The following is a 21,885-nucleotide window of genomic DNA, read 5'->3' on the forward strand; positions in this document are numbered from 1 at the left end:
TCTCTTCGGGTACCCGTTCTTCTTCCTGCTATTCTTCTTCCCGCTCTTCTTTCTCAGGCGTAGGGGAACGAGAAGGTGCCCGGTCTGCGGGTGGGAGGCGAAGGGCGGCGAGCAGTTCTGCCCCTTTGACGGCACGCCCCTCGGCGATGAGCCCTGAAAGCGATATGATCCGGTTTGGAATGGGTATACCATACATATCAGTAAAATCTACAGAGAAACGAGGCGCATAGTTTCTGACTGTGCCCCGGTCAATCCTGATTCCCAGCGCCTCCAGAATGCGTGCTGTTCTGTGGAATGGATGTTTTTTAGCGATCGAAGTTGCGAGATCAACGAGTATAACCCCGTGGCGGGTATCAGGATAGAATGGCTCATCTGCATACCAGAGCCTCCCGCACCCACTGCACCGGTACCGTGCCACCTTTACGAATACCGGTTTTGTAATCTCATCAACAGAAAGGGTTGCGAACCGTTTCTTTTTGAGATCGTGTCTTCGAAGAGAGGAGGCACAGAGACTGCATTGCGTCGGGATCTCCGTGAATTCAACTCCGTCAAAGAGGGTGATCGATGATCTGATCATCTCCGAGAGGAAGGGGGGGATCATCTGTTTTCGAACCATCTGCACCTCAGTTACAAAAGCATTGGGCACGCAGGTAGTTAATCTGTCCTTTAAAGGGGAGGTATTCTGCGCGCAACCAGAGAGAATCGGAAATATTGGGGATTGACCCCGAAAAAGAGGGAGATGAAATGAGTTGAATATAAACAAAATGGTTAAGGTTTTCAATACAACTGGATTGACTATTTATATGTATCTAATAATCCGTTTTTTAGCCATTCTGAAAATATGCCCTACCAGAAACTATTTAGAAATGTTTTAATATCTTACCTTAAAATCATCAACTATGCCTATTCCGAAATGATCAGTTCATTTCGGTTGATAGGTTGGACATTTCAAAAGAGGTGTGTAGAAATATGGTATTCCATCCTCCAGTGCAGATTGTTGCAAAGGCGGGAGATGCAGGCAAGTATAAGGTAGGCCTGCCCGCCTGGAACATGATCATGCGTGGATTCATGTCCGGGGCATATATCGCCATGGGAGCAGGTCTTGCTACAGTCTGTAGCACAGGCGTTGCAGATTCCCTTGGACCCGGATTTGCAGCACTCGTTCGTGGTGCTGTCTTCCCTGTCGGACTTATTATTACAATCCTGACAGGTGCTGAACTGTTTACCGGCGACGCAATGCTCGCTCCAATGGCTGCTTTTATCCATAAGATCAGCTGGATGCAGGTCCTCAATCTCTGGGTCTGGGTCTATGTTGGTAACTTTATCGGATCTGTTGTCTATGCGTACCTGATGGCCTATGGCCCTCTCTCAAGCTGGGATGCAGCAGGAGCAGTCACCGTCAATGCCTTCGGTATGACGGCGTTAGGTATTGCAAAAGGAAAGGTATCCTATGTCGGCGGAGCCGCGATGTGGTCTCTCTTACTGAAGGCCATCGGCTGTAACTGGCTTGTGAACCTCGCTGTGCTGCTCGGTATATGTGCAGATGACGCCGTTGGCAAGTTCTTCGGCATCTGGTTCCCGATCATGGCTTTCGTTTCCAGCGGACTCGAACACAGTATCGCGAACATGTACTTCATCCCGGCCGGGATATTCGTGAACGGATTCCTGGCAGGAACGCCACAGTATATTGCCGAGCTGAACTGGGTCACCATGTGGACGAACAACGTCATACTGGTTACCATCGGCAACATCATCGGCGGTCTGCTCTTTGTTGGTATCATCTACTGGGTAGCATTCCGCAAAGAGATCGCTGCACTGAAGTAAAGTACTGGTAGTGTTATCACATGAAGATCGGAAATATAACGGTAAGAGTGACGATCATCCATCTGGGTGTCTTCGTCTTCTTCACCGCTATTTTCCTCTTCTCATTTTTTTCATCAGGTGACTTCAGGATGCTCCTCTGGGGTATCCCGACACTGATATTCATTCTCACCATTCCTATCGCAATGAACTACATGAGCCAGAGCCATTACAGGAGTTTAAAGCCGATGTACGAGGCTGAGGCAAAACCGATCCGGGCCAACCAGATCAGCGATGCGATGATGGGGAAGGTCGTTCGGTATGAAGGGCTCATTGAACATGTTCACTTCAAATTCCTTAACAGGCCACAGTACGTCATAGCAGATCGTACTGGAGAAGTATCAGTGAAGATGTTCACATCCCCTGAGGAAGATGTTGGGAAGGGGGATATTGTCGAGGTTCTCGGATCAATTATGCGCCGGTACATTATAACCGGAGATCCGATCGTCAATTGTGTTTCGATACGGAAAATTGTCAAAGAAACACGGGCTGAACCTGAAAAGAAAGAGAAGAAGAAGAGATAATCTACGAAAAACTATTCTTCAGGCCATCCCTGATCGGGTTGGTCTTCTTCATATCATCCTGTTTGATATAGCGATCAAACGCATGGATCCGGCAGCTGATCGGGAACGGGACCGAGAGGGTGCTGATCACCGCTTCTCCCCGTTCCAGTGTCTGGATCTCGCCATCCAGCGGGGTTAAATCCTGTTTTGCGCTCGATGCGATCATCTGCCGGTCGGTCTTGTCCGAGAGGCCGAGGACGACATAGGTGTTGATCTGGGCGAGGATCCGTGGATCGATATTCTTCGGCTGCTGGGTGATCACGCAGAGGCCGATCCCAAACTTCCGGCCTTCCATCGCACATTCGCGGAAGACAGCGGTTCCCCTGCCGGGCCCAAGCACCCGCTGCGCCTCCTCGATTGCAATTAAGACCTGGCCTGCCGGCTCGGTTTCATCTGCCCCAAATCCGTCATTCCTCCGCTCGTTTAAGAATGTCCGTGTGAGGAGGGAGAGGATGAAGAGCTCGGACTGTTCACGCATGCCGGGGATGTCAATTAAGACAACCTTCTGCTCTTCAAGGGCTCTCCTGATGCCATTGAGAGAGGAGCCCGATCTCCTGAAGAAGGGATTGTGGCGGGTCAGGATCTCAAGTTTCCGCTTGATTGATCTGAGTGAGGCTTCATGGAACTCCTTTAAGCGGCGGGCAAGCGGCGGGTTTGTCCCGGCATAGCCGTCATACCAGTCCTCGGTGAAGTCGGTTGCGGAAAAGAAGTCGATCAGGACTGAGCCGGAGATGTCGCTCAGCGTCTCTAAAATCTCGCTCTGCGCCTCCGAGAACTCGAATATCGGATAGAGATCAGATGGCCTGAAATCATCGTAGGCGATGCTCAGGGTGGATGCGCCATACCGCTTGATCGCCTGCTCATCCCGTGTCGAGAAGATCGCAAGGCCGCCTCTTCCTTCCCTGTAATGGATGAGGCCGGGATTCTCCCCGCCACCGGGTGCTGATCTCCCCTTGAGGTATTCGCCATGCGGATCGACCATCAGGAGTCCAAATGGCTGCTCTTTCATGCAGGATGCCGAGAAGACCTTCATGAAGTTGCTCTTTCCCATGCCGGTTGTGGCAAAGACACCCATATGCTGGTTTAAGTCATGGGGGTGGAGCCCGACTTTTGCAGTTGCGATGGTGCCGGTTCCGTTCCTGACAAGCCCGACCTCGATCTTCCCCATATACTCCTCCAGAAAGGCAAAATCCTCCTCTTCTGCTATCCTGACACTGGAGAATTTGGTTGGGACGGTCTTTGGGCGGCGGAAGTTGCCGTTCTGATCGAGATATCCAAGCGGGGTTGCTTCAAGGAGGAGGAAGACATCCTCGCCGAGATTATAGAAATGGGAGGTATGGGGGCGGGTGTCCCAGTTGGCATCGGAAAAGTTGCTCGCATGCTGCATGCCGGTCACTTTCGCATAGAAGGTGAACAGCTTCTGGCTGTCATGGATTGCCAGCAGATCACCCAAAAAGATCTCGCTTGTATAGGGGATCGCACACCGGTAGGTCGAGACCGTCTGGCCTATCAGGCGGAATTTTGCCGCATCATTGGTATCAATATCGATTAAGTTCGTCATGGTAATCTCCAAGAATCTCTTCATATCCTTCGTAGTTGATCGACTGGGTCGAACATCCGGCGATGATATCATGCCTGATCCGCTGCACCTGATCAGATCTGATCACCGCCTGACGATGGGCATCCATCAGGGGGTAGGGATACCCGACCACCCGGCCATCACCGGCATAGGAGGAGAGTGCCGAAAAGACTGCGGCCACTTCTTCCCCCAGATAGCCGTCCGGCATCGAAATCAGGAACGCCCGCTTCGCACGCGGGTGGAGGCAGGCGACATATCCCTCCTCCACCTTCAGGTACCAGGGCGGCGAAACACCAAGTTCTTCTGCGGCTTTCATCGCCGCCGGGACGATCGGATGCACTCCATCCCAGGTGGCGCCTGCGTTCTTGGTGACGGCGGCGAGGAGGAGGCCGCGTTCCCGGCAGATGCTTTGAAGCTCCCCGAGGATCGCGGTGTGGGAGGGATGTTCCGCATAGAGTGCGCCGTCCAGAAGGAGGAGAGTGCCGGGTTTTGATTCACGGGCTGCAATTGCGGCGAGGCCATACTCGATGGTATCGCGGAAGGCTGCCTCTGCTGCTAAAGTATTTCCTGTTTCAAGACCCGCATCGGGTTCCCGTCCGAAATACTCAGAATAGAGCTCGGCATAGTCCTCATCCTGCCCCTCGCCTATCCTGAAGATCCGCCATGAGGTGAGCCTGAGGCTGCTCCTCTCCTGGTCTTCATAGGCTGGCATCGCACCCCGGCAGACGATCAGGTTGAAGAAGGGGGTTGAATAGACGGTCGAATTGCTCCCGTCAATTGCGGTGACCGGCCGATCTGCTGCGGGTTCGATCGGGATGAAGTCGGTTCTCCGTATATTCTGTGCAGAGAGGAAGGACTCGCCACCCACATCTCCTCTCCGACGCCTGATCTCGGCGACCACCCGGACCAGATCCTGTATATAGGTGCCGTTCACTGCTCCACCTCCACTGCAAGACTGGTGAGATCGGGCTGCTCCTCTACCCTGATAACGGTCTGGCACTCCTCCTGCACCCCTTCGATATGGGAGATCAACAGGATCTGTGGGAAGTAGGGCTCCTGTTTTCTGAGTGCCGTCACCAGGTTTCTCCGCCGCTCCTCATCCTGGCTCCCGAAGATCTCGTCAAAGATGAGAACGGTCGCATCACGGATCCGGTGGGTTGCAGCAATATGGCGGGAGAGGGCGATCCTGAGTGCAACAGCGATATCATCCTGTTCCCCGCCTGAGAAACGGGATGCCGGATAATCATCGCCCGCCTCATGCACCCGGATCGAGAAGTCGTCATCGATTGTCACATACTCATACCGCCCATCGGTGATGAGGGAGAGGATCTCTCCCACCTCACCCTCGATCCGGCCCCGGACAGAGCCGATTAAGTGGTCGGCAAACTGTTTCATGATTGTGCCGGTTGTTTCAAGGAGGGCTTTCTCAGAGAGGAGAACTGCCTGCTCCTTCTCATAGGCTGCTGCTTTTGCGATGGATTCCAAAATCCTCTCCCTTTTCACCCGGACGCCGCCCAGAAGGCCGGTGATCTCGCGTATCCGGGCATCGCATCCCTTCTTCTCTTCATGAAGCGAGGCTTCTTTCTGCCGGATCGCCTCAAGCTCCTGCGGGACTGGTGCGTATCCTGCGATCCTCTCCTGGATTGCCGCGATCGCAGCCTCCTGAAGCGACTTCTCTTCGGAGCTCCTCCTGATATCAGCCTCAATGGACGGTATCCGCTCGATCCTCCCTTTCAGGGAGAGGTAGCGGTCATGGTTATCCGTTGCTGTTGCCAGCTCTTCCTCGGCTTTCTGGTACTGCGCCTCATCAAATCCGATCGTCCTGATCTCTTCCTCAACCTGGGCAGAATGCCGTTTGATCTTCTCGATCTCTTCTGTTTCAGCCCTGAGATTCTCTTCGAGACCCTCTCTCCCACGGGCAACAACCGAGGCTTCCCGGAACTCCTCGTAGATGGGATCGAGCTTTGTGAGAAGGGCGTCAAGCTCCCTCTGAGCATCCTCGGAATACCCGGATTGCTCGCGGAGGTGCAAGACCTCTTCCATCCGTGAGAAGAGGCTCTCGGCGCGGCCTGCAAGCGCCTTCTGTTCTGCCTCAATCCCGGGTATGCGCCTGAGTGCGCCTGCGATCTCATCCCTCTTCCGGGTAAGTGACTGGAACTCCTCAACCTGCAATTCGAGCTCATCGCAACTGATCGCCGGAAGCGCCAGTGCAGAAACGGCCTCCTGTTTTTCGAGGACGAGTGAGGCGAGCCGCTCCATCTCTTTTGTCCGCTCCAGTATCTGCGCCTCGATCCCGGCGAGGTTTCTTTCTGCTTCCATGCAGCAGGCGATCTGATCGTCCTTCTCACGGATCATCCGCTCCGTCTCCCTGATCCTGATTTCGCAGGAGGCGAGCCTCTCTCTCTTCGATTCGATATCAGATGCAAAGCCCGCGATCTGATCGAGGAGGAGGGTGCGGGCATCGCCATACCGTTCCTTCAGGGGTTGGCCGCAGGTCGGGCAGCTGCTCTCCTCTCCGGCAGCGTCAAGTTCCGCAAGATGCCTTTCTGCTTCACTTCGGGCAGTCTCTGCATGGGCAATCCCGGATCTGAGGGTGGCACTATCCCCCCGGATTTCTTCAGCCATCTTCCGTGCTGCTGCCAGATCCCCGGCTGCTGCCTCCTTCATCTCTACCTGAGACGCGAGCGGGGCGGCCTTTTCGCGTAAATCCCTGAGATTCGTATCGATTCCCGAGATCTGATCCCGCAGGAGCAGGCACTCCTTCTTCAGCCGTTCCCCTTCATGGAAACGCTCCCTGAGAGCGGAGATTCCTTTTTTAGTGCTGATCTCATCGCTTATCCGGGTGCATTCTTCTTCGAGTGCCGTGAGCTGCTCCCGTTCAAGCCTCAGCGCCTGCACCTGCTCCTTCAGCACCCTGATCTCAGATTCAAGCGAGGCAAGCTCCTTTCCGGTGCGGTGATAAGCTCCTTGCGCCTCTTCAAGTGAGCGGCGGCGTGCAAGCAGCTGATCCCGCTCTGCCGGGATATCGGCAAGGCGTGACAGGACGGCTTCTGCATCCCGTGCACGTGAGAGCTGCTCAAGTAGCCGTGCCTGTGAACGCGAGAGCTCCAGAAGCCGTGCACCGGCTTCATTGAGGCGCGTTATCGCATCCCGGTGCGACTCCCGTGCCTTCCGAAGCGCGAGTGTCCGGGTTTTTATCTCTTCGTACCGGGCCTCCTGCTTCTCTGCTGCTTTGAAGCAAACGAGATCATCCCTGAGCAAAGAGAGTTCCTTCCCTGCCTCCTCAAGCTGGCGTGTGAGTTTCAGAAGCGCCTCCTGCCTCCCGGATCGATCAGAAGAGAGTGCGGAGAGCTCCTGCATCTTCTGCTGGAGCGCCTCTTTCTTCGCAGTGTTCTCAGTCTCTGTGAGCTGGAGCGCCTCAAGTGCGGCTGTTGCTCTGGAGAGGGCGGCGGTATATTCCTTCTCCTTCTCCTCCTCCTCACCATCGGCTACCTTCAGGCGGTTGGAATCGATCTCCTCAAGCCTCCCTGAGAGGGTTGCGATCCGATCTTCAAGCCCCCGGATCTCTGTCCGGATCGCCTCCCATGATGCATCACGGATCCGCTCGATCCCAAGTGCACGCATGAACCAGCGTTTCCGCTCGACAGGATTCTTATCCAGGAGCGCAAGCAGATCCCGCTGCGGCGCATAGATGGTGGTCCTGAAGTCAGAGGGGCCCATCCTCAAAATCTGCTGTACCGCGTCCCGCACAGGGCTGACGCCGGTTGCAATCAGCCGCCCGTCCGCGAAGTTGAGCTGTGCATCATGGTGGGTTGTCTGCCCTTTCCTGAAAGACCGGACAATTGTGTAGCCTTCTCCGCCTGTCTGGAAGGAGAGCCGGACCTCGCATTTCTCTTTTGGCCCTGCCCCTGCGGAAACCACATACTCAGCATCGATCCCGGAGCCGGAGATCCCGTAGAGTGCAAAGACGATCGCCTCCATGATCGTACTCTTCCCGGCACCATTACTCCCGACTATGGCGGTGATCCCATCCCTGAAGGTGAACTCCTGATCCCGGTACCGCTTGAAGTTCTTCAGCGTCAGCCTGTCAAGGATCATTCGGTATCTGCCTCCTCCACAATCGAAGAGAGGATGCCTGATCCCTTCCCGAGGATATATGACTCGGTCTTCTCAGGGAGCCCCCGGCCTTTCACAAAGGCGATGAACTCTTCCTGGATATTAAAAGGTGAATCGCTCTGCCTCCGTTCCGGGACGATCTCGCCGGGCGAGATGGTTTTGATCCGGAGATCAAGCACCTGTTCCCGGATGCGTGCCATCTCCCGTCCGGAGAGGGCGCGGGCTGTTTCCTTTCTGATCCCCTCAAGGGTGATCTGTGCCATCGGGGGGGTGTGGGAGGAGATCGCCTCTATCCGCGCCTCGATCTCTCCGATGATCTCGCCAGCGGAGAGATCCTCTGCCAGCAGGGAACCGAGATCGATCATCGGTGTCTTTGGGAGGGGGAGGGGCTCTACTGTCCTCCGCGAGGTATCGACAGAGAGCCCGCCTTTCTTCTCATGGATCTCGCCATAGGTGAGGTGCTCTATTGAGCCCGAGTACCAGGCATGGGGTCCCACCTGGCTCTGGTTATGGTAATGGCCAAGGGCGATATAATCGAAGTCGGCGGTCGTAATGGTGGAGTCGATCTCATGTTCTGCGACTGTTGCCAGCCTTTTGTCGGCGATACTGCTCGCAAGCCCATGTGTGACCAGCACATTATTGTGGGAGGAGGAGCGTTCAACCTCGTTATATGCCTCCCGGTACTGATCGGGGTTGAGCATGTTTGGGATCAGGTGAAAGACCGTGTCACCTGCCTCGACAGACTCATACCTAAACCGGTATGCCATATGGACGGTGCCGGGGTGATATTCAAAGAGGGAGAATGGCGCGCGGGTATACCGGGTCTTTGGGATACTGTGGTTGCCTGCGATCATGATCAGGGGAATACCGGCATCAGAGAGGAGTTCCAGCGCATCAAATGCGGTGACATAGGCCTGTGTCCGCGGCTTCACCGAGTCGAATAGATCTCCTGCGTGGAGGAGCGCATCCGGCCGCAATCTACATATCTCCTCAATTGATGCAAGAAAATTCTGGTAAACCTGCGTCTCACGGAGATTCATGCCGGTCTCGGGATCAACACGGGAGAAGGCGGCGACACCGAGGTGGGTATCGGCGATATGGATGATCTTCATTGATCGTATCTTCAACCTCCAGAGAATTAAGTGCTGGGAGTGGAGGGTGAAAGTAAAAGGGAAGGCGGCACAATGATCCTATACCATGTCACAACGTGCAACTGATGCACTCTTTCAGTCACTCTTTCTCCTGACCGATATCAGGGTGATGCTCCGGGAGACAGCACCCCTCCATCAGCTGAGTGCTGAAGAGAAGGAAACAGCCGGGAAACTGCTGAAAAGCATACGGCGCCAGGTCGATATCCTTGAAGAGGAGCTGATCTGAGATGCGGTGTGCAGGCGATATCGAAGCCCGGCAGGTGGATGAGACAGCAATCAACATCGATCCGATCCAGGTGGGCGGGCGGCTTACTGCGGATGCGATGAAGGCGGTGATCGCATACGGCGATGGCTACTCGGTCTGTGACAACTGCCGCAAGCCATTCCGTCTCGACTATATCAAAAAGCCGCCGATTGCAGACTTCCATGCCGATCTCGCCTCCTGGGTTGAGATGGATGCCTGCCGGGTTGTTCCCGGTGCACGGCGCGGGTTCCAGGCGGTCTGCCAGGGATTGGTACAGAAAGGCGATCCGGTGATCCTGACCGCACTCTCCCACTATACCGAGTTCATTGCAGCCGAGTCGGTGGGAGCAGTCCCGCGTGAGATTCCAAAGGATGAGAAGAACCATATCACCCCGGATGCCGCCGCCGAGACGATCGAGCGGGTAATAAAAACAGAGGGAAAGGCACCTGCACTCCTCTTTGTCGAGGGAGTGGACTACCAGTTCGGAAACCACCATGATATCAAAGGGATCGCAAAAGTAGCCCACAGCTATGATATCCCGGTCCTCTATAACGGAGCATATACGGTCGGCATCCTCCCGGTATCGGGAAGAGCTCTCGGGGTGGATTTTGTGATCGGATCCGGCCACAAATCGATGGCGGCACCGGCACCCTCCGGCCTCGTTGCAACAACTGCTGAGTATGCGGAGAGAATCTTTGCCACCACTGCGGTGAAGGGGGATCAGACCGGCAGGACATTTGGGATCAAGGAGATTGCGATGATGGGCTGCACCTTAATGGGCGTCACCGTGATGGGGATGATGGCATCGTTCCCCCATGTAAAGGAGCGGGTGCTTGCCTGGGATGAGGAGCTTGCAAAGAGCAGGGTGATCATTGATGCGCTTCTCGCAATCGAAGGGACAAAGATCCTCTCGGATATGCCACGGGAGCATACCCTGACCAGGATAGACACACGCGAGTCATTTGACCGTGTGGCAGAGACCCATAAGAAACGTGGCTTCTTCTTCACAAGTGCGCTTGGAAAGAGAGGTATTGCCGGAGTGATTCCGGGGGCGACAAAGATCTGGAAGTTCAATACCTACGGGATGACAAAGGCACAGGCAGAGTACACCGCAGGCGCCTTCCTCGATATCGCAACTGAGAACGGCTTAGCCGTCAATGATTGAACCGGAGAGCGCGGTCCTTTTGACTGCGCTTTCCACTGCTTTTTGTATCAGATCATCCATCGGGAGCTTCGCCTCCTCCTCTTCGATCTGGAGGATCGTCGCGGCGGTGGCTGGCTTCTTCGGCACCATCCGGCAGGAATGATCGCCTGGGCGGGCGATGAAGGTCTTGATCTTCTTAGCGAGATTGACGATCTCCTCCTTGTCATAGGTGATGAGAGGGCGGAGTACAGGCAGCGTTGCTGAGGGTGTAACGGTCGCCAGGTTCTCAAGTGTCTGGGATGCGACCTGCCCGAGATTATCACCGTTCACAATGGCAGAGCATTGGTATTCTTCCCCGATCCGGCTTGCCACCCGGTGCATAAACCGCTTGCAGAGGATACAGCGAAACCGCGTTTCCTTCAATGTGAGCAGTGCCGAGAAGAAAGGCTCCATATCGACCTCGATTGTCGGGATCTGCGTTCCCATGCAGTGTGTCGAGAGCGTCTCTGCATGGTGAAATGCATCGTCACGCGTGGCAGCACCGGCATGCCTCCCGCCACTCATATGGAGAAGGAAGAGCTCGGTTCCCCTCCGCATCATCAGCCACGCGGCAACCGGCGAGTCGATTCCTGCTGAGATGAGGCAGACTGCCCTTCCCTGTGTGCCGAGCGGGAGGCCGCCGGGGCCGGGAGAGAAGGAGTCGGTGACAAATCCCCCATAATGGCGGGCTTCGACAAAGACCTCGTACTCCGGGTTCGTGAGATCGACGGTAAACTCCGGGTAAAGATCAAGGATCTCTGATCCGACGAATGCCCCGAGCTCCTGGCTGGTGAAGCCCTTGACCGCCTCCCGCCGTGCCCGGACCGCAAATGAGCCCTTTGTCCTGCCAGATCTGGTCACCAGCTCCACAGCGGCAGCTGCAATCACCTCCATCGTCGGTTCTGTCCGGGTGACGACAGATGTATCCACGACACCAAAGACACGGGCGGCTTCTGCTGCGCGAACCGGATCATCGCAGTTGATATAGAGCCGCCCCCGGTGCTCCTCCATCGTATGGGAAAGCCCCGCCGCTTCAAGCGCACGTCCGATGTTGCGGGTGAGTATCCTGATATAGTGGTGCATGACCGATTCGCTCTTCAAAAAAAGCTCCCCGTACCGCACCATCACCTGCTGCTGCATAGGTACCTCATTGGACTCAATAGCAGATGAGGGGAGCGGTAACCTCTTTAAGATTCAGGTGAGATGGTACATGAAATGGCGCGGAAGAAGAGTGAAGCAAAGAAAGAAGAGCCGATGAAGCTCTTCTATATCTTCTATAATCAGGAACGGTGGGATAACTGGCTTGTATCGCTTGCTGACGCAGACTTCGAGGGCGATGGCGAGGAGATGCCTGAAGGCTTCCGGATGCTCGAGAACTTCAGCGAGGATATCACGCTCGCTGTCCTGAAGATCATCAAGCTCTGGCAGAACGAGAGGATCACCCTTGAGGATGCGGAACAGAAGCTCGCTGAAGTAGAGGCGATTGTAATGGGGCCGGTTCCGGAGGACGAGCTTGGCGAGATCGTCGGATCAGTCCAGATCGCGATGATGGTCGTCTTCGCCTCATGCCGGAACTTCCTTGCTGGGGCAACTGAAGCCGATATCAAGGCGCTCGTGAAGGAAGGGAAGAAGGCAGCAGACAAGGATCCCGAAGAAACGCTCAGGATTGCAGCCGAGATTGGATCTGCCGTCATCGGCGGTGCTCCCTGCTGTGCACGGTACGTGAAGGATACGGATGATCCGACGATCTTTGACGAGTGGCTTGCGGCTGTCGAGAAGATGGGCGAGGCTATGAAGTCCCTCAAGAAATTCGATGAGGAAGTCGGAGAAACCTGAGTGATCGCAAGTAAAGCAAGGCTCCGTGCGGTCCGCAAGATCCAGCGGATCGCCGGGTACCGCCTGCCTGATTTCGCCTTCCATGGTGCGAACCTGGAGATGATTGATGGCGGGATCAACTACGAACAGCTCGATTCCACCCTCAGGGAACAGCTCCTCCGGTTCCAGAAGGACTTCCTTGACTGCAAGTGCAAAGGAAGGCCGCTCTGCGGATGCCCGGAGCAGAAGTTTGTCCTCATGATTATCGAGCTTAGGACGCTGGGGCTCGACCACCGCGAGATCCATGCCCATCTCCTCGATGAATATGGGATCGACCTCTTCCCCGCCGATATCCTCTCATTCCTCGAAGACGCCGTCCACCGGCTCGAGGCGATCCGGAGGGTTGCAGAGCTCGAGGGGCAGCATGAGCTCGCGAAGAAGACGGAAGACGCGATAAAGGGGATAGAGCAATAATCTCAGATACTTAATATCCCGGAGATTAAGCTCCCGTTTTTTTAGAAATAGCCATCATAGGGAGGGGTACTATCCACCCCTCTGCTCCACCATATCTTTCACTGTCACATCCGGGTGATGGTATCGCCGCCTTCCTTTTGTCCGTCCTCCTATCTCGACTGCCTCCTGGGGGCACCAGTGGATGCAGGCATAGCACTGTATACAGACGCTGCCCCAGGTGACAGCACTGTCGGTGACGGTGATATTCTCTGTCGGGCAGATCCGGGCGCAGATCCCGCATCGGTTGCAGCGATCGGTTGCATGGAGACGCCGGGTAGTGCCATAGACGGATGTTATGAGGAATCTGAAGAAGGATGCCACAACCCGGTAGGGTGTTGAGTCGGATCCTTCGAGTGGGCACTCCCTTTTATCGCGGATTGCATCAGCAATCTCCGGTATCCGCTCCCGTGCGGTTGTGAGTATTCCTTCAACCTTCTCCACCGGCTCCATCAGGTTCATCGGCCCGATGAAGTTCTCGGGCATCGTAATGGCTGCGCCAAGGGAGAGATGTGCTCCTTTTGTTTTGAGGAGAGCATCGAGGTTAAAGAGAGCGCCGCCGGGGCTCCCTCCGCAGGTGGCGACCCCAAAGAGATAGGGGTTGCCGCTTATCTGAAGCCCATGTACAAACTCCTGCACAATAGCGGGCATATCAACATAATAAATCGGGAATGCAAACCCGATTGCATCTGCCGTCTCTGCCTCCGGCGGGAGGGGGGCGTCTTTCATCGCCCGCGTAATCGGGATGATGGTCGTATCGCCAAGAGCGTCTGCAAGCTGCCGGGCAACCGCGAGGCTGTTGCCGGTGCCGGTGAAGGAATAGATGATGGTTGTCATGGTATCAGCGGGGGGTTTCGGTCAGGGGTATTCTGTCAGAAGTATTCTCTCAGAGGTATTCTAAATGCAGGGATTAATTCGCCTGTATTCATTCGCATGCATTTACTCTCCTTTTCATAACAATTCGGGATAAAGATATCCACACAGGAATTCAAACGATATCCGGAGGAATATAAAAAATGGCAAAACCAGACGACGCACTCACGGCATTTAATAATGGCTTCACCTGCTCTTCCGCAGTCTTCTCGGCATTTGCAGACGATCTCGGGCTCACCGGGGATCTGGCAAAGAAGATCAGTTGCGGGTTTGGCGCCGGAGTCTCACGGACAGGCAATATCTGCGGCGCCGTCTCGGGTGCCATCCTTGCAATCGGCCTGAAATACGGGAAAGCCGAAGTGGGCGATTCCGCCGCAAACGAGAAGACGCGGGCACTTGTGCGGCAGTTCATCGATGAGTTCATAGAAAAGAACGGATCAATCAACTGCACAGGGCTCCTCGGATATGATCTGAGCGAGCAGAATGAATACGATAAGGCACGGGCAGAGAACCTCTTTGCGACGAAATGTCCTGAGTACGTGAAGGATGCTGCGGCGATCCTTGAAAGACTTTTATAAATAAAACTTCATATTCATTTTATTCCTTTTAATCGCCATTAAAGCCGATTCAGGATATATAGGCAATACCACCGGACGAACGCAGATCCATATAATTTATTGAGAAAGAACAGCAACCTGTTCTGGATTGTCACCATGGATGGATCGTTCTTACCACAGTTCAATGTTCTTTTGCAACTCATATGCGTCATCATTGTTGCTGCATATCTCCTGACACAGAGCCGGATATTCCCTGAGATCCTCGATGGCAACCCGACCTTAAAAACCCGTATCATCCTCATCCTCTTCTTCGGCGGGCTCTCAGTCTATGGATCGATCTCCGGCATCGATTTCCTCGGATCTATTGTGAATGTCCGGGATCTCGGGCCAATGGTTGCCGGGCTGCTTGCCGGGCCCTGGGTTGGCATTGGGGCAGGGCTGATCGGGGCTGCCTACCGCCTGAGTATGGGCGGTATCACCATGTACTCCTGTTCAATTACCGCCATCTTCGCCGGACTCTTTGGTGGACTCATATGGATCTATTATAAGAAGAGATTTCCCGGAACAACCGTAGCTGTTGCATTTGCGGTTCTGATGGAGGTCTTCCACATGGCACTCACGCTCATGATGGTGAAGCCCTTTGATGAGGCGGTTGCCATTGTCAGCAGAGTGTATCTGCCGATGGTCCTTGCCAATGCCGCCGGAATGTTCGTCTTCGCCATGATGGTGAAAAATATCCAGAAAGAGCGGAAGATACAGGCAGAACGTGATGCACTCCTCAGAGAGATGAAGCAGAGAGTGAATGGAATGCCCTGTACTGATGATACCAGATAGAGATAATCCACTCTTTTCTCAAAAAGATTGATTTGAAAAAGGAATTGTGTCTGGATGCAGATTGACCTGATCACAATCGGCCCGGAACTCCCAGAAACCACTATATCTTTTTACTGTTAATATACTGGAGAATCTTCTCACTCCCGTAGTGTAGTGGTCAATCATGCAGGACTTTGGATCCGGCGACGGCGGTTCGAATCCGCCCGGGAGTATGAAAATCATCCGTAATACTTTTTTTTTAGATCAGAGACAATTCCACGATATTTTGGGTATGCCGATACTTTTATCGTCTATTCGGTAACAAGACGTTCTGATCCCTATGAACGAAAAGATGGAAAATTACCGATCCTGGATTATGGGATTTCTCATGATCCTGGTTGTTTGCCTGGTCGCAATCTGTGCCTATTACATCGGGGTTGATGCAGGATACCAGATTGGGATTGCAAACGGACTTGCCATAGTCTGAATCAGCACCCGTCTGCATTTCACACATTCATTATTAGCCTCTGCAATTGTCAAGGACTGAACAATCTGCAAACCGGCAAAGCGTAGCCATAGCAGGCGGTATGCTAACAGAAAGCGATTAGAACAAGGTGAACCGGGTTTCTCGAGAAGGGTGAACAAGAAAACCCGGATGTAAGATCGAGCGAATTCCACAATACTGAGGGAGAGCCGGATTTCTCTTCTTTGGATCAGATCAAGCTACTCCTCTGATCATCTGCCAGTAATCGCAGGCATGATGAACCGGAAATACTCTTTTGAGAACTTTTCATTGCTGAAACCCTCTGCTGCAATCACCTGCTTCCATTTATCTTCCAGTGAGAGCGTGCCCATAAACGAGATCATCAGGTACATCGAGATGAGGAAAGGATCGATATCGGATCGAATCGTTCCATCGCCAATACCTTCACAGATGGCATCCTGCAGCAGCTTCCGGGACATTCCATACCCCCTGCCGATCCCGGCGGTATATGGATTCTCTCTGGAAAAACGTTCAGATCCATAAAAGTGAATCATCCGGAGGTAATCCGGATATTCTTCTGAAAACTGAAGATAAGCTTCCCCCATACGAGCAACCTTCTGAAATCCCGAATCCTGATTCTCCATACATTCCAGGTATTTTGCATGCAGCATATGGACACCCCGAAGCACAATAGCAGCATAGAGCGCTTCCTTACTCTCGAAATAGAGATAGAGGGTTGCCTTGTTCAGCTCGACCTGAGCGGCGATATCATCCATGGAGACTTCATCATATGCACGGGAGAAGAAGAGGCATTCGGCTGCATTGATGATCTCCTTCTTCCGCTCTTCCTTCTCCCGTTGTCTTCTCTCAGAAACTCCCATAGCTCAACTCCTTCTTGTTCCATTCATGTTGTTTGTCTCAGATCTGATCTTTGGAATACAAACCGGGAGATCCCGGCAGGATCAGATCTCCCCCTGAATCCATGACTCAATAAGTGCCCTGGAAATACTCGTCTTTGAAGGAGATGGAGGCAGCTCATTCCGTTTAAACCATCCAGCCGCCTCAATCTCATTATTGTCAATCCGGATCTCTCCGCCGGCATAATCTGCCACAAAGCCGATCATGAGCGAATCCGGAAACGGCCATGGCTCGCTCCCGAAGTACCGGAGATTATGCACTTTTATGCCAACCTCCTCGCCAACTTCCCGGTGTATAGTCTGCTCAAGATTCTCACCGGGTTCATTGAAGCCGGCAATAACCGAGAATACACCCGGAGGAAAACGGGGGGAGCGGGCGAGCAGGATCTCATCGCCTCTTTTTATCAGGACGATGATGGCAGGCGAGATCCGGGGATAGATGATCTGATTGCACTCGTTACAGATCCGAGCCCGTTCTGTATTGAGAGGGCGTGTCCTGGCACCACACCTGCCACAGAAGGCATTCGACATCTCAAAATCAACCATACGGACTGCATAGGCAGAAAAAGCCATTTCGATACCAGGAACCTTACCGTCCAGCTCCCGGACAGGCGACAGAATCCAGTCAGCCGGTGGCGTGGCAGAAGCGGGGATCTCAACGGCATGGTAGATGCAATCATCGCGTATGCCGAGGTATACCGGTGGTGAGGATGCATAAATATCCGGAAGCGGATCCGGCATGAGGACAGTCCCAGATCCAGAACCGCTGCAATAGAAGACAGCATTGCCCTGTACAACAATCCAGCGTTTCTGTGCTGCCGAATAATCTGCTGGCTCGGGATAGGCGGGGCAGAGGGGGCGAACTGAATAGAACGGGTGGTGATTCATATGATATCCTGCTTTTGTATTCTTCATGATCTCCTGATTATCGGATCAGATCGGCGCATCATAGAAATAATTCCGGCACTTTTCGCTCCGTATACAGTGTACTCAGGCGCACCGAGGCATCCCTGACAAGACCGGGCTTCATCATCCTTGCGTGTTCCGGGCATTTTTTGATGCAGGCACAACACGTGATGCATGCTTCAATCCTAATCTGCCGTGGATCCTCAGGATCGATTGCGCCAGTCGGGCAGGAATCCACACAGACGTTACAACCAATACATGCATCACTGACTGCAATAAAATCAACGACCCACAGTTTCGGATCTCCCCGGTACGGATGGCAGCCGGGGATAGACAGATCCGGGATCATCGGCGATGAAAGAGATGCCAGTTTTTCTGAGATCTTCTGCCCAAAGAGTGATGCATGCTGAAGGTCAGCTGCATCGGGGCGGCCTTCTGCGGTTGGCGTTTGTGGAGAGGAGAAGGAATGCTCCCCGATATATGCTGCACCGGCGATCGGGTTGCATCCGGCTCCACGTACGAAATCCGTCAGCTCAAGGAGTGCATCTTCATACACGCGGTTGCCATAGACGACAACACAGACAGCGGGCGTATTATCTGCCTTCATCATCTCCAGCCAATCGACCAGAAAGGCCGGAATCCGGCCCATATACACCGGCAGACCGATGATGAGCAATTCCTTTTCCGATAGGGAGAGCGGCTCTTCCCGTGCAGAAGGGCGGGTTATGTCAAGCTGCTCCACCCTGCCGCAATGAATTCCAGATGCAATGCCGTTCACAACCGCCTGCGTTGTTCCCGTAGGTGAGAAATATACCAGTTTCAGAGATGAGATTTCCATTCAGATCGCTTCCAAGACATTGTTGGTGTTATTCCGCTTTGATCAGACCAATTCCACAAACGCCTCCCGGCAGGCATCGGTATCCCTTCTCCACGCCCGTATTTTTGGGCATGGAGAGGAGACAGGCTGCATCTGTATCCTCTTCTCTTCACCTGTGCCGGGAGTATGGATTCGTATGATCCAGTGGTTTCACTCAATAGCATTAACTCTTAGTTATATTATAACCATTGGTTAGTTTGTAAATGAGAGGTTTGAAAGTTCGTAAAGGATACATGAGAAGAGGAGGAGATAGCGAGCCCAATCAGTGATCAGAAAAAGCCAGATCCATATACTCCTTCAGTTTCTTAACCAGACTATGCATGGCAAGATATTCGGGAGATTGTTGATCCTTATACAACCCCTTATAATCGGTTTCAAGCACATAGCCATACACCTCATATAAAGCCTCAATATCCCAGCGGTAGAGACCGATTGGACGCTTCCCTTTGTATTTTCTTATCCTGGCATTCAGTCCAAAACACTCCACAAGTTCTTCTGCGTGACATACGAATTCTTCTACCTCATCCTCAGTAAAGGTGAGATAGTATTTCCTGTCATTGGAGCCTGGTTTAAGCATTCTGACTCATCTCCTGTTTGGATGAATTGGGTGTCGTGGTTGAAAACCTCATAGGGAGCTACCATCATCATTACTCGAACGGAAGGATGAAGCTATTGGGGTATCAAATGAGGGTATTGCCATAGATTGGGTGAGCATTCCATAAGCTATTTTTACCTCATTCCAAGAATAGGTTTTATTCATCTAAATATTCGTTAACCCAACAATACCTTTTTCTCCCTCAAAAACATTCTACAAAAAAGAGATGCCTCCACTCTCAATAAAGTCAATAAAGGGGAATAAATACCTCTATTTACAGGATAGAGTAAAAGTTAACGCTAAATCCATTTCTCTACAGAAATATGTAGGAAGATGGGAAAAAACAACCATTGAGGAAGTTATATCAAAAATATCAGAACTGGAGGATCTGAGGTTAACTACATACCTCGACTACCGGCTCAACCACTACCAATACACCATCCTCGACACCACCGGGGCAACAGCGCTTGAGACCATCCGTTATTACTACGAACGCTTCAGAGAGCACTATCCGGATGAGAGCAGGCGTTACCGTGATGCAATGTATATCCGGTACGTTCAGGGCACAACTGCAATTGAAGGCAACACAATCACCCTCAGGCAGGCAGAGGAGCTGCTGGAACATGACATCTCACCCGCCGGAAAGAAGATGGAGGAGATATATGAGATCCTTAACTTCATCGCACTCAGAAGGTACCTTGAGGACTATTCCGGCGACATCACGGAGATGCTTATTAAAAAAATCCCTGAGCTGCTCCTCAAGGGTATCCTCCACAGCCCCGGCGAGTACCGCAATATCCAGGTAGGAATTGAGAAGGCTGCATTTGAACCGCCTCCGGCGATACTTGTTCCTGATGAGATGAAGAGGCTCATCGCATGGTACAGGAAGAACCGGAAAACAATCGCACCATTTGAACTCGCCATACTCTTCCATGCACAGTTTGAGATGATTCACCCCTTCGTTGATGGGAACGGACGGGTGGGCAGGGCACTGGCAAACGTCATCCTTGAACGGGCCGGATATCCGACACTCTACCTTGGGCCTGAACACCGTTCTGCGTACCTGGATGCACTCGCAGAGGCAGATGAAGGCAACAGCAGGGCAATTGTCCAGACACTGCATGCAATCTACTGCAATCAACACGGGTCAATTAGCGAGGGGATGAAGCAACAGCAATCCCAGGAAGGCTACCAGAAAAGGGAGCCATACGCAGGCGTTATAAAAGCGTTCAGAAAACTAAAGAGAACCTGACACCCCAACTCCCCCCGCAATATTTATCCTTCTCCTTCCCGAATGGAGTTATGAGGAACCAGAATGGACTTTTCAGAATGCGTGAAATTTGCAAATGAGAACCCGGTGACCTATATCGCCACCATGGACGGCGACCAGCCACGGGTCCGGGCATTTGCCATGTGGTTTGCCGATGAGACAGGATTCTACTACCATACCGGTATTGGGAAGAATGTCTGGAAACAGCTCACGAAGAACTCCAAAGTCGAACTCTGCTTCTTTGCTCCCGGTGACGGTGCCGGAAAGATGATGCGGGTGGCAGGTTTAATGGAGCCGGTGAGCGATATCACCCTCAGGAAAAAGCTGCTCAGCGACCGCCCCTGGCTGCTTGATATCGGGGTCACCGGCGCAACGGATCCAAAACTTGTCGTCTTCAGGATCGCCCATGGCGAGGCGTATTTCTGGACGATGGAATACAATATGCGGGAAGCAGAGGCTCCACGGGTAACCTTCTGAGCTCATAGTTCCGGGCAGATAGGATTTCAGCAGACAACGTGGAAGAGGGGGGGGCTGCCACACCAGTATTTACAGTCCTTTTTACCAGTACTTTTTATACCTCCTTCTTTCCTATACCCTTCATAGGAGATCTTATGGCAATCGCACCCTCTGTCCAGGCACTGAAGCTGAATTTTACGATCCCGATCGCCCCCGGCGTGACACTTGATCGGTTCGTCTACTGTTATCTGATCTTTGGGGAGACGATCACCCTGATCGACTCAGGCGTTGCCGGATGCGGAACCGAGATCTTTGAGGCGATCCGGGCAGCCGGCCGCGACCCTCAAGAGATCGGGCGGATCATTCTGACCCATGCCCACCCGGACCATATCGGAGGGGCATGGGCAATACAGCGGGCAACAGGCTGCACAATCGCGGCACATCCAGCGGATCGTGCCTGGATAGAGGATCTTGATCTCCAGAACAGGGAGCGGCAGGTGCCCGGCTTCGAGTCGCTGATCAGCGGACCCATCACCATTGACCGGGAACTTGAAGATGGGGACAGAATCACCCCGGATACATCCGGAGACGCCATGACGGAACTGACGGTGATCCATACGCCGGGCCACTCGCCGGGATCAATCTCGCTCTTCATGGAGGATACCGGCATCCTCTTCTCAGGCGATTCCATACCTGTGCAGGGCGGATTCCCAATCTATGACGAACCAAAAGCCTCAGTTACATCCATCAAACGTCTCCGCGAACTCGAAGGAGTGAATATCCTCTTTTCTTCATGGGATCTTCCTGCCGAGGGATCGGATGCCTATCTCAGAATGGATATCGGGCTTGCTGCCATCCAGAGGGTGCATGCGACAGTGCTTTCATCTGTTGCTGAGGGAGCGACCGATCCGGCAGCAATCGCCGATCGCACCATCGCAACCCTCAGCCTCCAGGGACAGGTTCCCGGTCCCCTGATCGCCCGGACGATCGCCGGGCACCTGGAGCTGCAGGAGATCCCAAACCTCCTTGACTGATCCGGATACTGAGGTGACCGGATACTACGATTCCGACCCTTTTCACCTCATATTCCGGGCAGCTGTTCTCCCGGTATATGTA

General features: G+C 53.3%; 22 protein-coding genes and 1 tRNA gene. 12 read left to right on the plus strand and 11 right to left on the minus strand.

Features of this window, described 5'->3' with window-relative positions:
- Positions 1-28 precede the first annotated feature (28 nt).
- A complete protein-coding gene (locus ACYUBO_RS07895) occupies positions 29-616 on the minus strand; it encodes a hypothetical protein (RefSeq protein WP_460373408.1) in 588 nt (195 codons plus the stop codon).
- A 353-nt stretch (positions 617-969) separates the two neighbouring features.
- On the opposite strand from ACYUBO_RS07895, the gene ACYUBO_RS07900 reads away from it, so the two are divergent.
- Together ACYUBO_RS07900 and ACYUBO_RS07905 are read left to right on the plus strand one after the other, a co-directional pair.
- The gene (locus ACYUBO_RS07900; RefSeq protein WP_460373409.1) at positions 970-1,824 is read left to right on the plus strand and encodes a formate/nitrite transporter family protein; all 855 of its coding nucleotides are present in this window, start codon (positions 970-972) and stop codon (positions 1,822-1,824) included.
- Between the two features lie 20 nt (positions 1,825-1,844).
- Positions 1,845-2,384, plus strand: a complete 540-nt coding sequence (locus tag ACYUBO_RS07905; RefSeq protein WP_460373410.1) for a nucleotide-binding protein — start codon at positions 1,845-1,847, stop codon at positions 2,382-2,384.
- A gap of 1 nt (position 2,385) precedes the next feature.
- Here the strand turns inward: ACYUBO_RS07905 and ACYUBO_RS07910 are convergent, their stop codons facing one another.
- From ACYUBO_RS07910 to ACYUBO_RS07925, 4 genes are read right to left on the minus strand one after another with little or no spacing between them, the layout of a single operon-like run.
- Positions 2,386-4,008, minus strand: a complete 1,623-nt coding sequence (locus ACYUBO_RS07910) for an ATP-binding protein (RefSeq protein ID WP_460373411.1) — start codon at positions 4,006-4,008, stop codon at positions 2,386-2,388.
- Positions 3,962-4,936 carry a DNA double-strand break repair nuclease NurA gene (locus tag ACYUBO_RS07915; RefSeq protein ID WP_460373412.1) on the minus strand — a complete coding sequence of 325 codons (975 nt, stop codon included), beginning with the start codon at positions 4,934-4,936 and terminating at the stop codon, positions 3,962-3,964. Before ACYUBO_RS07915 ends, ACYUBO_RS07910 begins: the two co-directional genes overlap by 47 nt.
- Positions 4,933-8,100 (minus strand): AAA family ATPase, encoded by a 3,168-nt coding sequence (locus ACYUBO_RS07920; RefSeq protein ID WP_460373413.1) that lies wholly within the window; start codon positions 8,098-8,100, stop codon positions 4,933-4,935. Before ACYUBO_RS07920 ends, ACYUBO_RS07915 begins: the two co-directional genes overlap by 4 nt.
- On the minus strand, positions 8,097-9,230 hold the full coding sequence (locus ACYUBO_RS07925; protein WP_460373414.1) for a metallophosphoesterase family protein: 1,134 nt from the start codon (positions 9,228-9,230) through the stop codon (positions 8,097-8,099). The genes ACYUBO_RS07920 and ACYUBO_RS07925 overlap by 4 nt, the downstream gene beginning before the upstream one ends.
- An 85-nt stretch (positions 9,231-9,315) precedes the next feature.
- Between ACYUBO_RS07925 and ACYUBO_RS07930 the strand changes: the two genes are divergently transcribed.
- Both ACYUBO_RS07930 and pscS read left to right on the plus strand, forming a co-directional pair.
- Complete coding sequence (locus ACYUBO_RS07930) at positions 9,316-9,495, plus strand: hypothetical protein (RefSeq protein WP_300333125.1); 180 nt, start codon at positions 9,316-9,318, stop codon at positions 9,493-9,495.
- Position 9,496: 1 nt separating this feature from the next.
- A complete protein-coding gene (pscS, locus tag ACYUBO_RS07935) occupies positions 9,497-10,678 on the plus strand; it encodes an O-phospho-L-seryl-tRNA:Cys-tRNA synthase (protein WP_460373415.1) in 1,182 nt (393 codons plus the stop codon).
- Here the strand turns inward: pscS and thiI are convergent.
- Positions 10,661-11,836 (minus strand): tRNA uracil 4-sulfurtransferase ThiI, encoded by a 1,176-nt coding sequence (gene thiI / locus ACYUBO_RS07940; protein ID WP_460373416.1) that lies wholly within the window; start codon positions 11,834-11,836, stop codon positions 10,661-10,663. The two genes, pscS and thiI, sit on opposite strands and share 18 nt — an antisense overlap.
- A gap of 63 nt (positions 11,837-11,899) precedes the next feature.
- Between thiI and ACYUBO_RS07945 the strand changes: the two genes are divergently transcribed.
- Positions 11,900-12,532 carry a DUF2150 family protein gene (locus ACYUBO_RS07945; RefSeq protein ID WP_460373417.1) on the plus strand — a complete coding sequence of 211 codons (633 nt, stop codon included), beginning with the start codon at positions 11,900-11,902 and terminating at the stop codon, positions 12,530-12,532.
- A complete protein-coding gene (locus ACYUBO_RS07950) occupies positions 12,533-12,985 on the plus strand; it encodes a DUF5814 domain-containing protein (RefSeq protein WP_300332506.1) in 453 nt (150 codons plus the stop codon).
- 69 nt (positions 12,986-13,054) lie between these two features.
- Here the strand turns inward: ACYUBO_RS07950 and ACYUBO_RS07955 are convergent, their stop codons facing one another.
- Positions 13,055-13,858 carry an EFR1 family ferrodoxin gene (locus tag ACYUBO_RS07955; RefSeq protein WP_460373418.1) on the minus strand — a complete coding sequence of 268 codons (804 nt, stop codon included), beginning with the start codon at positions 13,856-13,858 and terminating at the stop codon, positions 13,055-13,057.
- A 179-nt stretch (positions 13,859-14,037) separates the two neighbouring features.
- Between ACYUBO_RS07955 and ACYUBO_RS07960 the strand changes: the two genes are divergently transcribed.
- The 3 genes from ACYUBO_RS07960 (at position 14,038) to ACYUBO_RS07970 (ending at position 15,497) form a co-directional block, all read left to right on the plus strand.
- Positions 14,038-14,472 carry a C-GCAxxG-C-C family protein gene (locus tag ACYUBO_RS07960; RefSeq protein ID WP_460373419.1) on the plus strand — a complete coding sequence of 145 codons (435 nt, stop codon included), beginning with the start codon at positions 14,038-14,040 and terminating at the stop codon, positions 14,470-14,472.
- A 135-nt stretch (positions 14,473-14,607) separates the two neighbouring features.
- A complete protein-coding gene (locus ACYUBO_RS07965) occupies positions 14,608-15,285 on the plus strand; it encodes a LytS/YhcK type 5TM receptor domain-containing protein (RefSeq protein WP_460373420.1) in 678 nt (225 codons plus the stop codon).
- Positions 15,286-15,424: 139 nt separating this feature from the next.
- Positions 15,425-15,497 (plus strand) — tRNA-Gln (locus ACYUBO_RS07970).
- A 502-nt stretch (positions 15,498-15,999) separates the two neighbouring features.
- Here ACYUBO_RS07970 and ACYUBO_RS07975 read toward each other — a convergent pair.
- From ACYUBO_RS07975 to ACYUBO_RS07990, 4 genes are all read right to left on the minus strand, one after another.
- The gene (locus tag ACYUBO_RS07975; protein WP_460373421.1) at positions 16,000-16,629 is read right to left on the minus strand and encodes a TetR/AcrR family transcriptional regulator; all 630 of its coding nucleotides are present in this window, start codon (positions 16,627-16,629) and stop codon (positions 16,000-16,002) included.
- 81 nt (positions 16,630-16,710) lie between these two features.
- Complete coding sequence (gene nudC / locus ACYUBO_RS07980; protein ID WP_460373422.1) at positions 16,711-17,580, minus strand: NAD(+) diphosphatase; 870 nt, start codon at positions 17,578-17,580, stop codon at positions 16,711-16,713.
- A 31-nt stretch (positions 17,581-17,611) separates the two neighbouring features.
- Complete coding sequence (locus tag ACYUBO_RS07985; RefSeq protein ID WP_460373423.1) at positions 17,612-18,409, minus strand: 4Fe-4S binding protein; 798 nt, start codon at positions 18,407-18,409, stop codon at positions 17,612-17,614.
- Between the two features lie 301 nt (positions 18,410-18,710).
- Complete coding sequence (locus ACYUBO_RS07990) at positions 18,711-19,025, minus strand: hypothetical protein (protein WP_460373424.1); 315 nt, start codon at positions 19,023-19,025, stop codon at positions 18,711-18,713.
- Positions 19,026-19,269: 244 nt separating this feature from the next.
- Between ACYUBO_RS07990 and ACYUBO_RS07995 the strand changes: the two genes are divergently transcribed.
- From ACYUBO_RS07995 to ACYUBO_RS08005, 3 genes are all read left to right on the plus strand, one after another.
- Positions 19,270-20,295, plus strand: a complete 1,026-nt coding sequence (locus ACYUBO_RS07995) for a Fic family protein (RefSeq protein WP_460373425.1) — start codon at positions 19,270-19,272, stop codon at positions 20,293-20,295.
- 63 nt (positions 20,296-20,358) lie between these two features.
- A complete protein-coding gene (locus tag ACYUBO_RS08000; protein ID WP_300327967.1) occupies positions 20,359-20,790 on the plus strand; it encodes a pyridoxamine 5'-phosphate oxidase family protein in 432 nt (143 codons plus the stop codon).
- A gap of 134 nt (positions 20,791-20,924) precedes the next feature.
- The gene (locus ACYUBO_RS08005; protein ID WP_460373426.1) at positions 20,925-21,803 is read left to right on the plus strand and encodes an MBL fold metallo-hydrolase; all 879 of its coding nucleotides are present in this window, start codon (positions 20,925-20,927) and stop codon (positions 21,801-21,803) included.
- The last annotated feature ends 82 nt before the right edge of the window (positions 21,804-21,885 follow it).

Source organism: Methanocalculus sp. MC3 (genome assembly GCF_054767395.1).

Bases quoted from the DNA above. Each gene is read 5' to 3' on its own strand.
- ACYUBO_RS07895 (WP_460373408.1), bottom strand. From the start codon at position 616: ATGGTTCGAAAACAGATGATCCCCCCCTTCCTCTCGGAGATGATCAGA.
- ACYUBO_RS07900 (WP_460373409.1), top strand. From the start codon at position 970: ATGGTATTCCATCCTCCAGTGCAGATTGTTGCAAAGGCGGGAGATGCA.
- ACYUBO_RS07905 (WP_460373410.1), top strand. From the start codon at position 1,845: ATGAAGATCGGAAATATAACGGTAAGAGTGACGATCATCCATCTGGGT.
- ACYUBO_RS07910 (WP_460373411.1), bottom strand. From the start codon at position 4,008: ATGAAGAGATTCTTGGAGATTACCATGACGAACTTAATCGATATTGAT.
- ACYUBO_RS07920 (WP_460373413.1), bottom strand. From the start codon at position 8,100: ATGATCCTTGACAGGCTGACGCTGAAGAACTTCAAGCGGTACCGGGAT.
- ACYUBO_RS07925 (WP_460373414.1), bottom strand. From the start codon at position 9,230: ATGAAGATCATCCATATCGCCGATACCCACCTCGGTGTCGCCGCCTTC.
- ACYUBO_RS07930 (WP_300333125.1), top strand. From the start codon at position 9,316: ATGTCACAACGTGCAACTGATGCACTCTTTCAGTCACTCTTTCTCCTG.
- pscS (WP_460373415.1), top strand. From the start codon at position 9,497: ATGCGGTGTGCAGGCGATATCGAAGCCCGGCAGGTGGATGAGACAGCA.
- thiI (WP_460373416.1), bottom strand. From the start codon at position 11,836: ATGCAGCAGCAGGTGATGGTGCGGTACGGGGAGCTTTTTTTGAAGAGC.
- ACYUBO_RS07945 (WP_460373417.1), top strand. From the start codon at position 11,900: ATGGTACATGAAATGGCGCGGAAGAAGAGTGAAGCAAAGAAAGAAGAG.
- ACYUBO_RS07955 (WP_460373418.1), bottom strand. From the start codon at position 13,858: ATGACAACCATCATCTATTCCTTCACCGGCACCGGCAACAGCCTCGCG.
- ACYUBO_RS07960 (WP_460373419.1), top strand. From the start codon at position 14,038: ATGGCAAAACCAGACGACGCACTCACGGCATTTAATAATGGCTTCACC.
- ACYUBO_RS07965 (WP_460373420.1), top strand. From the start codon at position 14,608: ATGGATGGATCGTTCTTACCACAGTTCAATGTTCTTTTGCAACTCATA.
- ACYUBO_RS07975 (WP_460373421.1), bottom strand. From the start codon at position 16,629: ATGGGAGTTTCTGAGAGAAGACAACGGGAGAAGGAAGAGCGGAAGAAG.
- nudC (WP_460373422.1), bottom strand. From the start codon at position 17,580: ATGAAGAATACAAAAGCAGGATATCATATGAATCACCACCCGTTCTAT.
- ACYUBO_RS07985 (WP_460373423.1), bottom strand. From the start codon at position 18,409: ATGGAAATCTCATCTCTGAAACTGGTATATTTCTCACCTACGGGAACA.
- ACYUBO_RS07990 (WP_460373424.1), bottom strand. From the start codon at position 19,025: ATGCTTAAACCAGGCTCCAATGACAGGAAATACTATCTCACCTTTACT.
- ACYUBO_RS07995 (WP_460373425.1), top strand. From the start codon at position 19,270: ATGCCTCCACTCTCAATAAAGTCAATAAAGGGGAATAAATACCTCTAT.
- ACYUBO_RS08000 (WP_300327967.1), top strand. From the start codon at position 20,359: ATGGACTTTTCAGAATGCGTGAAATTTGCAAATGAGAACCCGGTGACC.
- ACYUBO_RS08005 (WP_460373426.1), top strand. From the start codon at position 20,925: ATGGCAATCGCACCCTCTGTCCAGGCACTGAAGCTGAATTTTACGATC.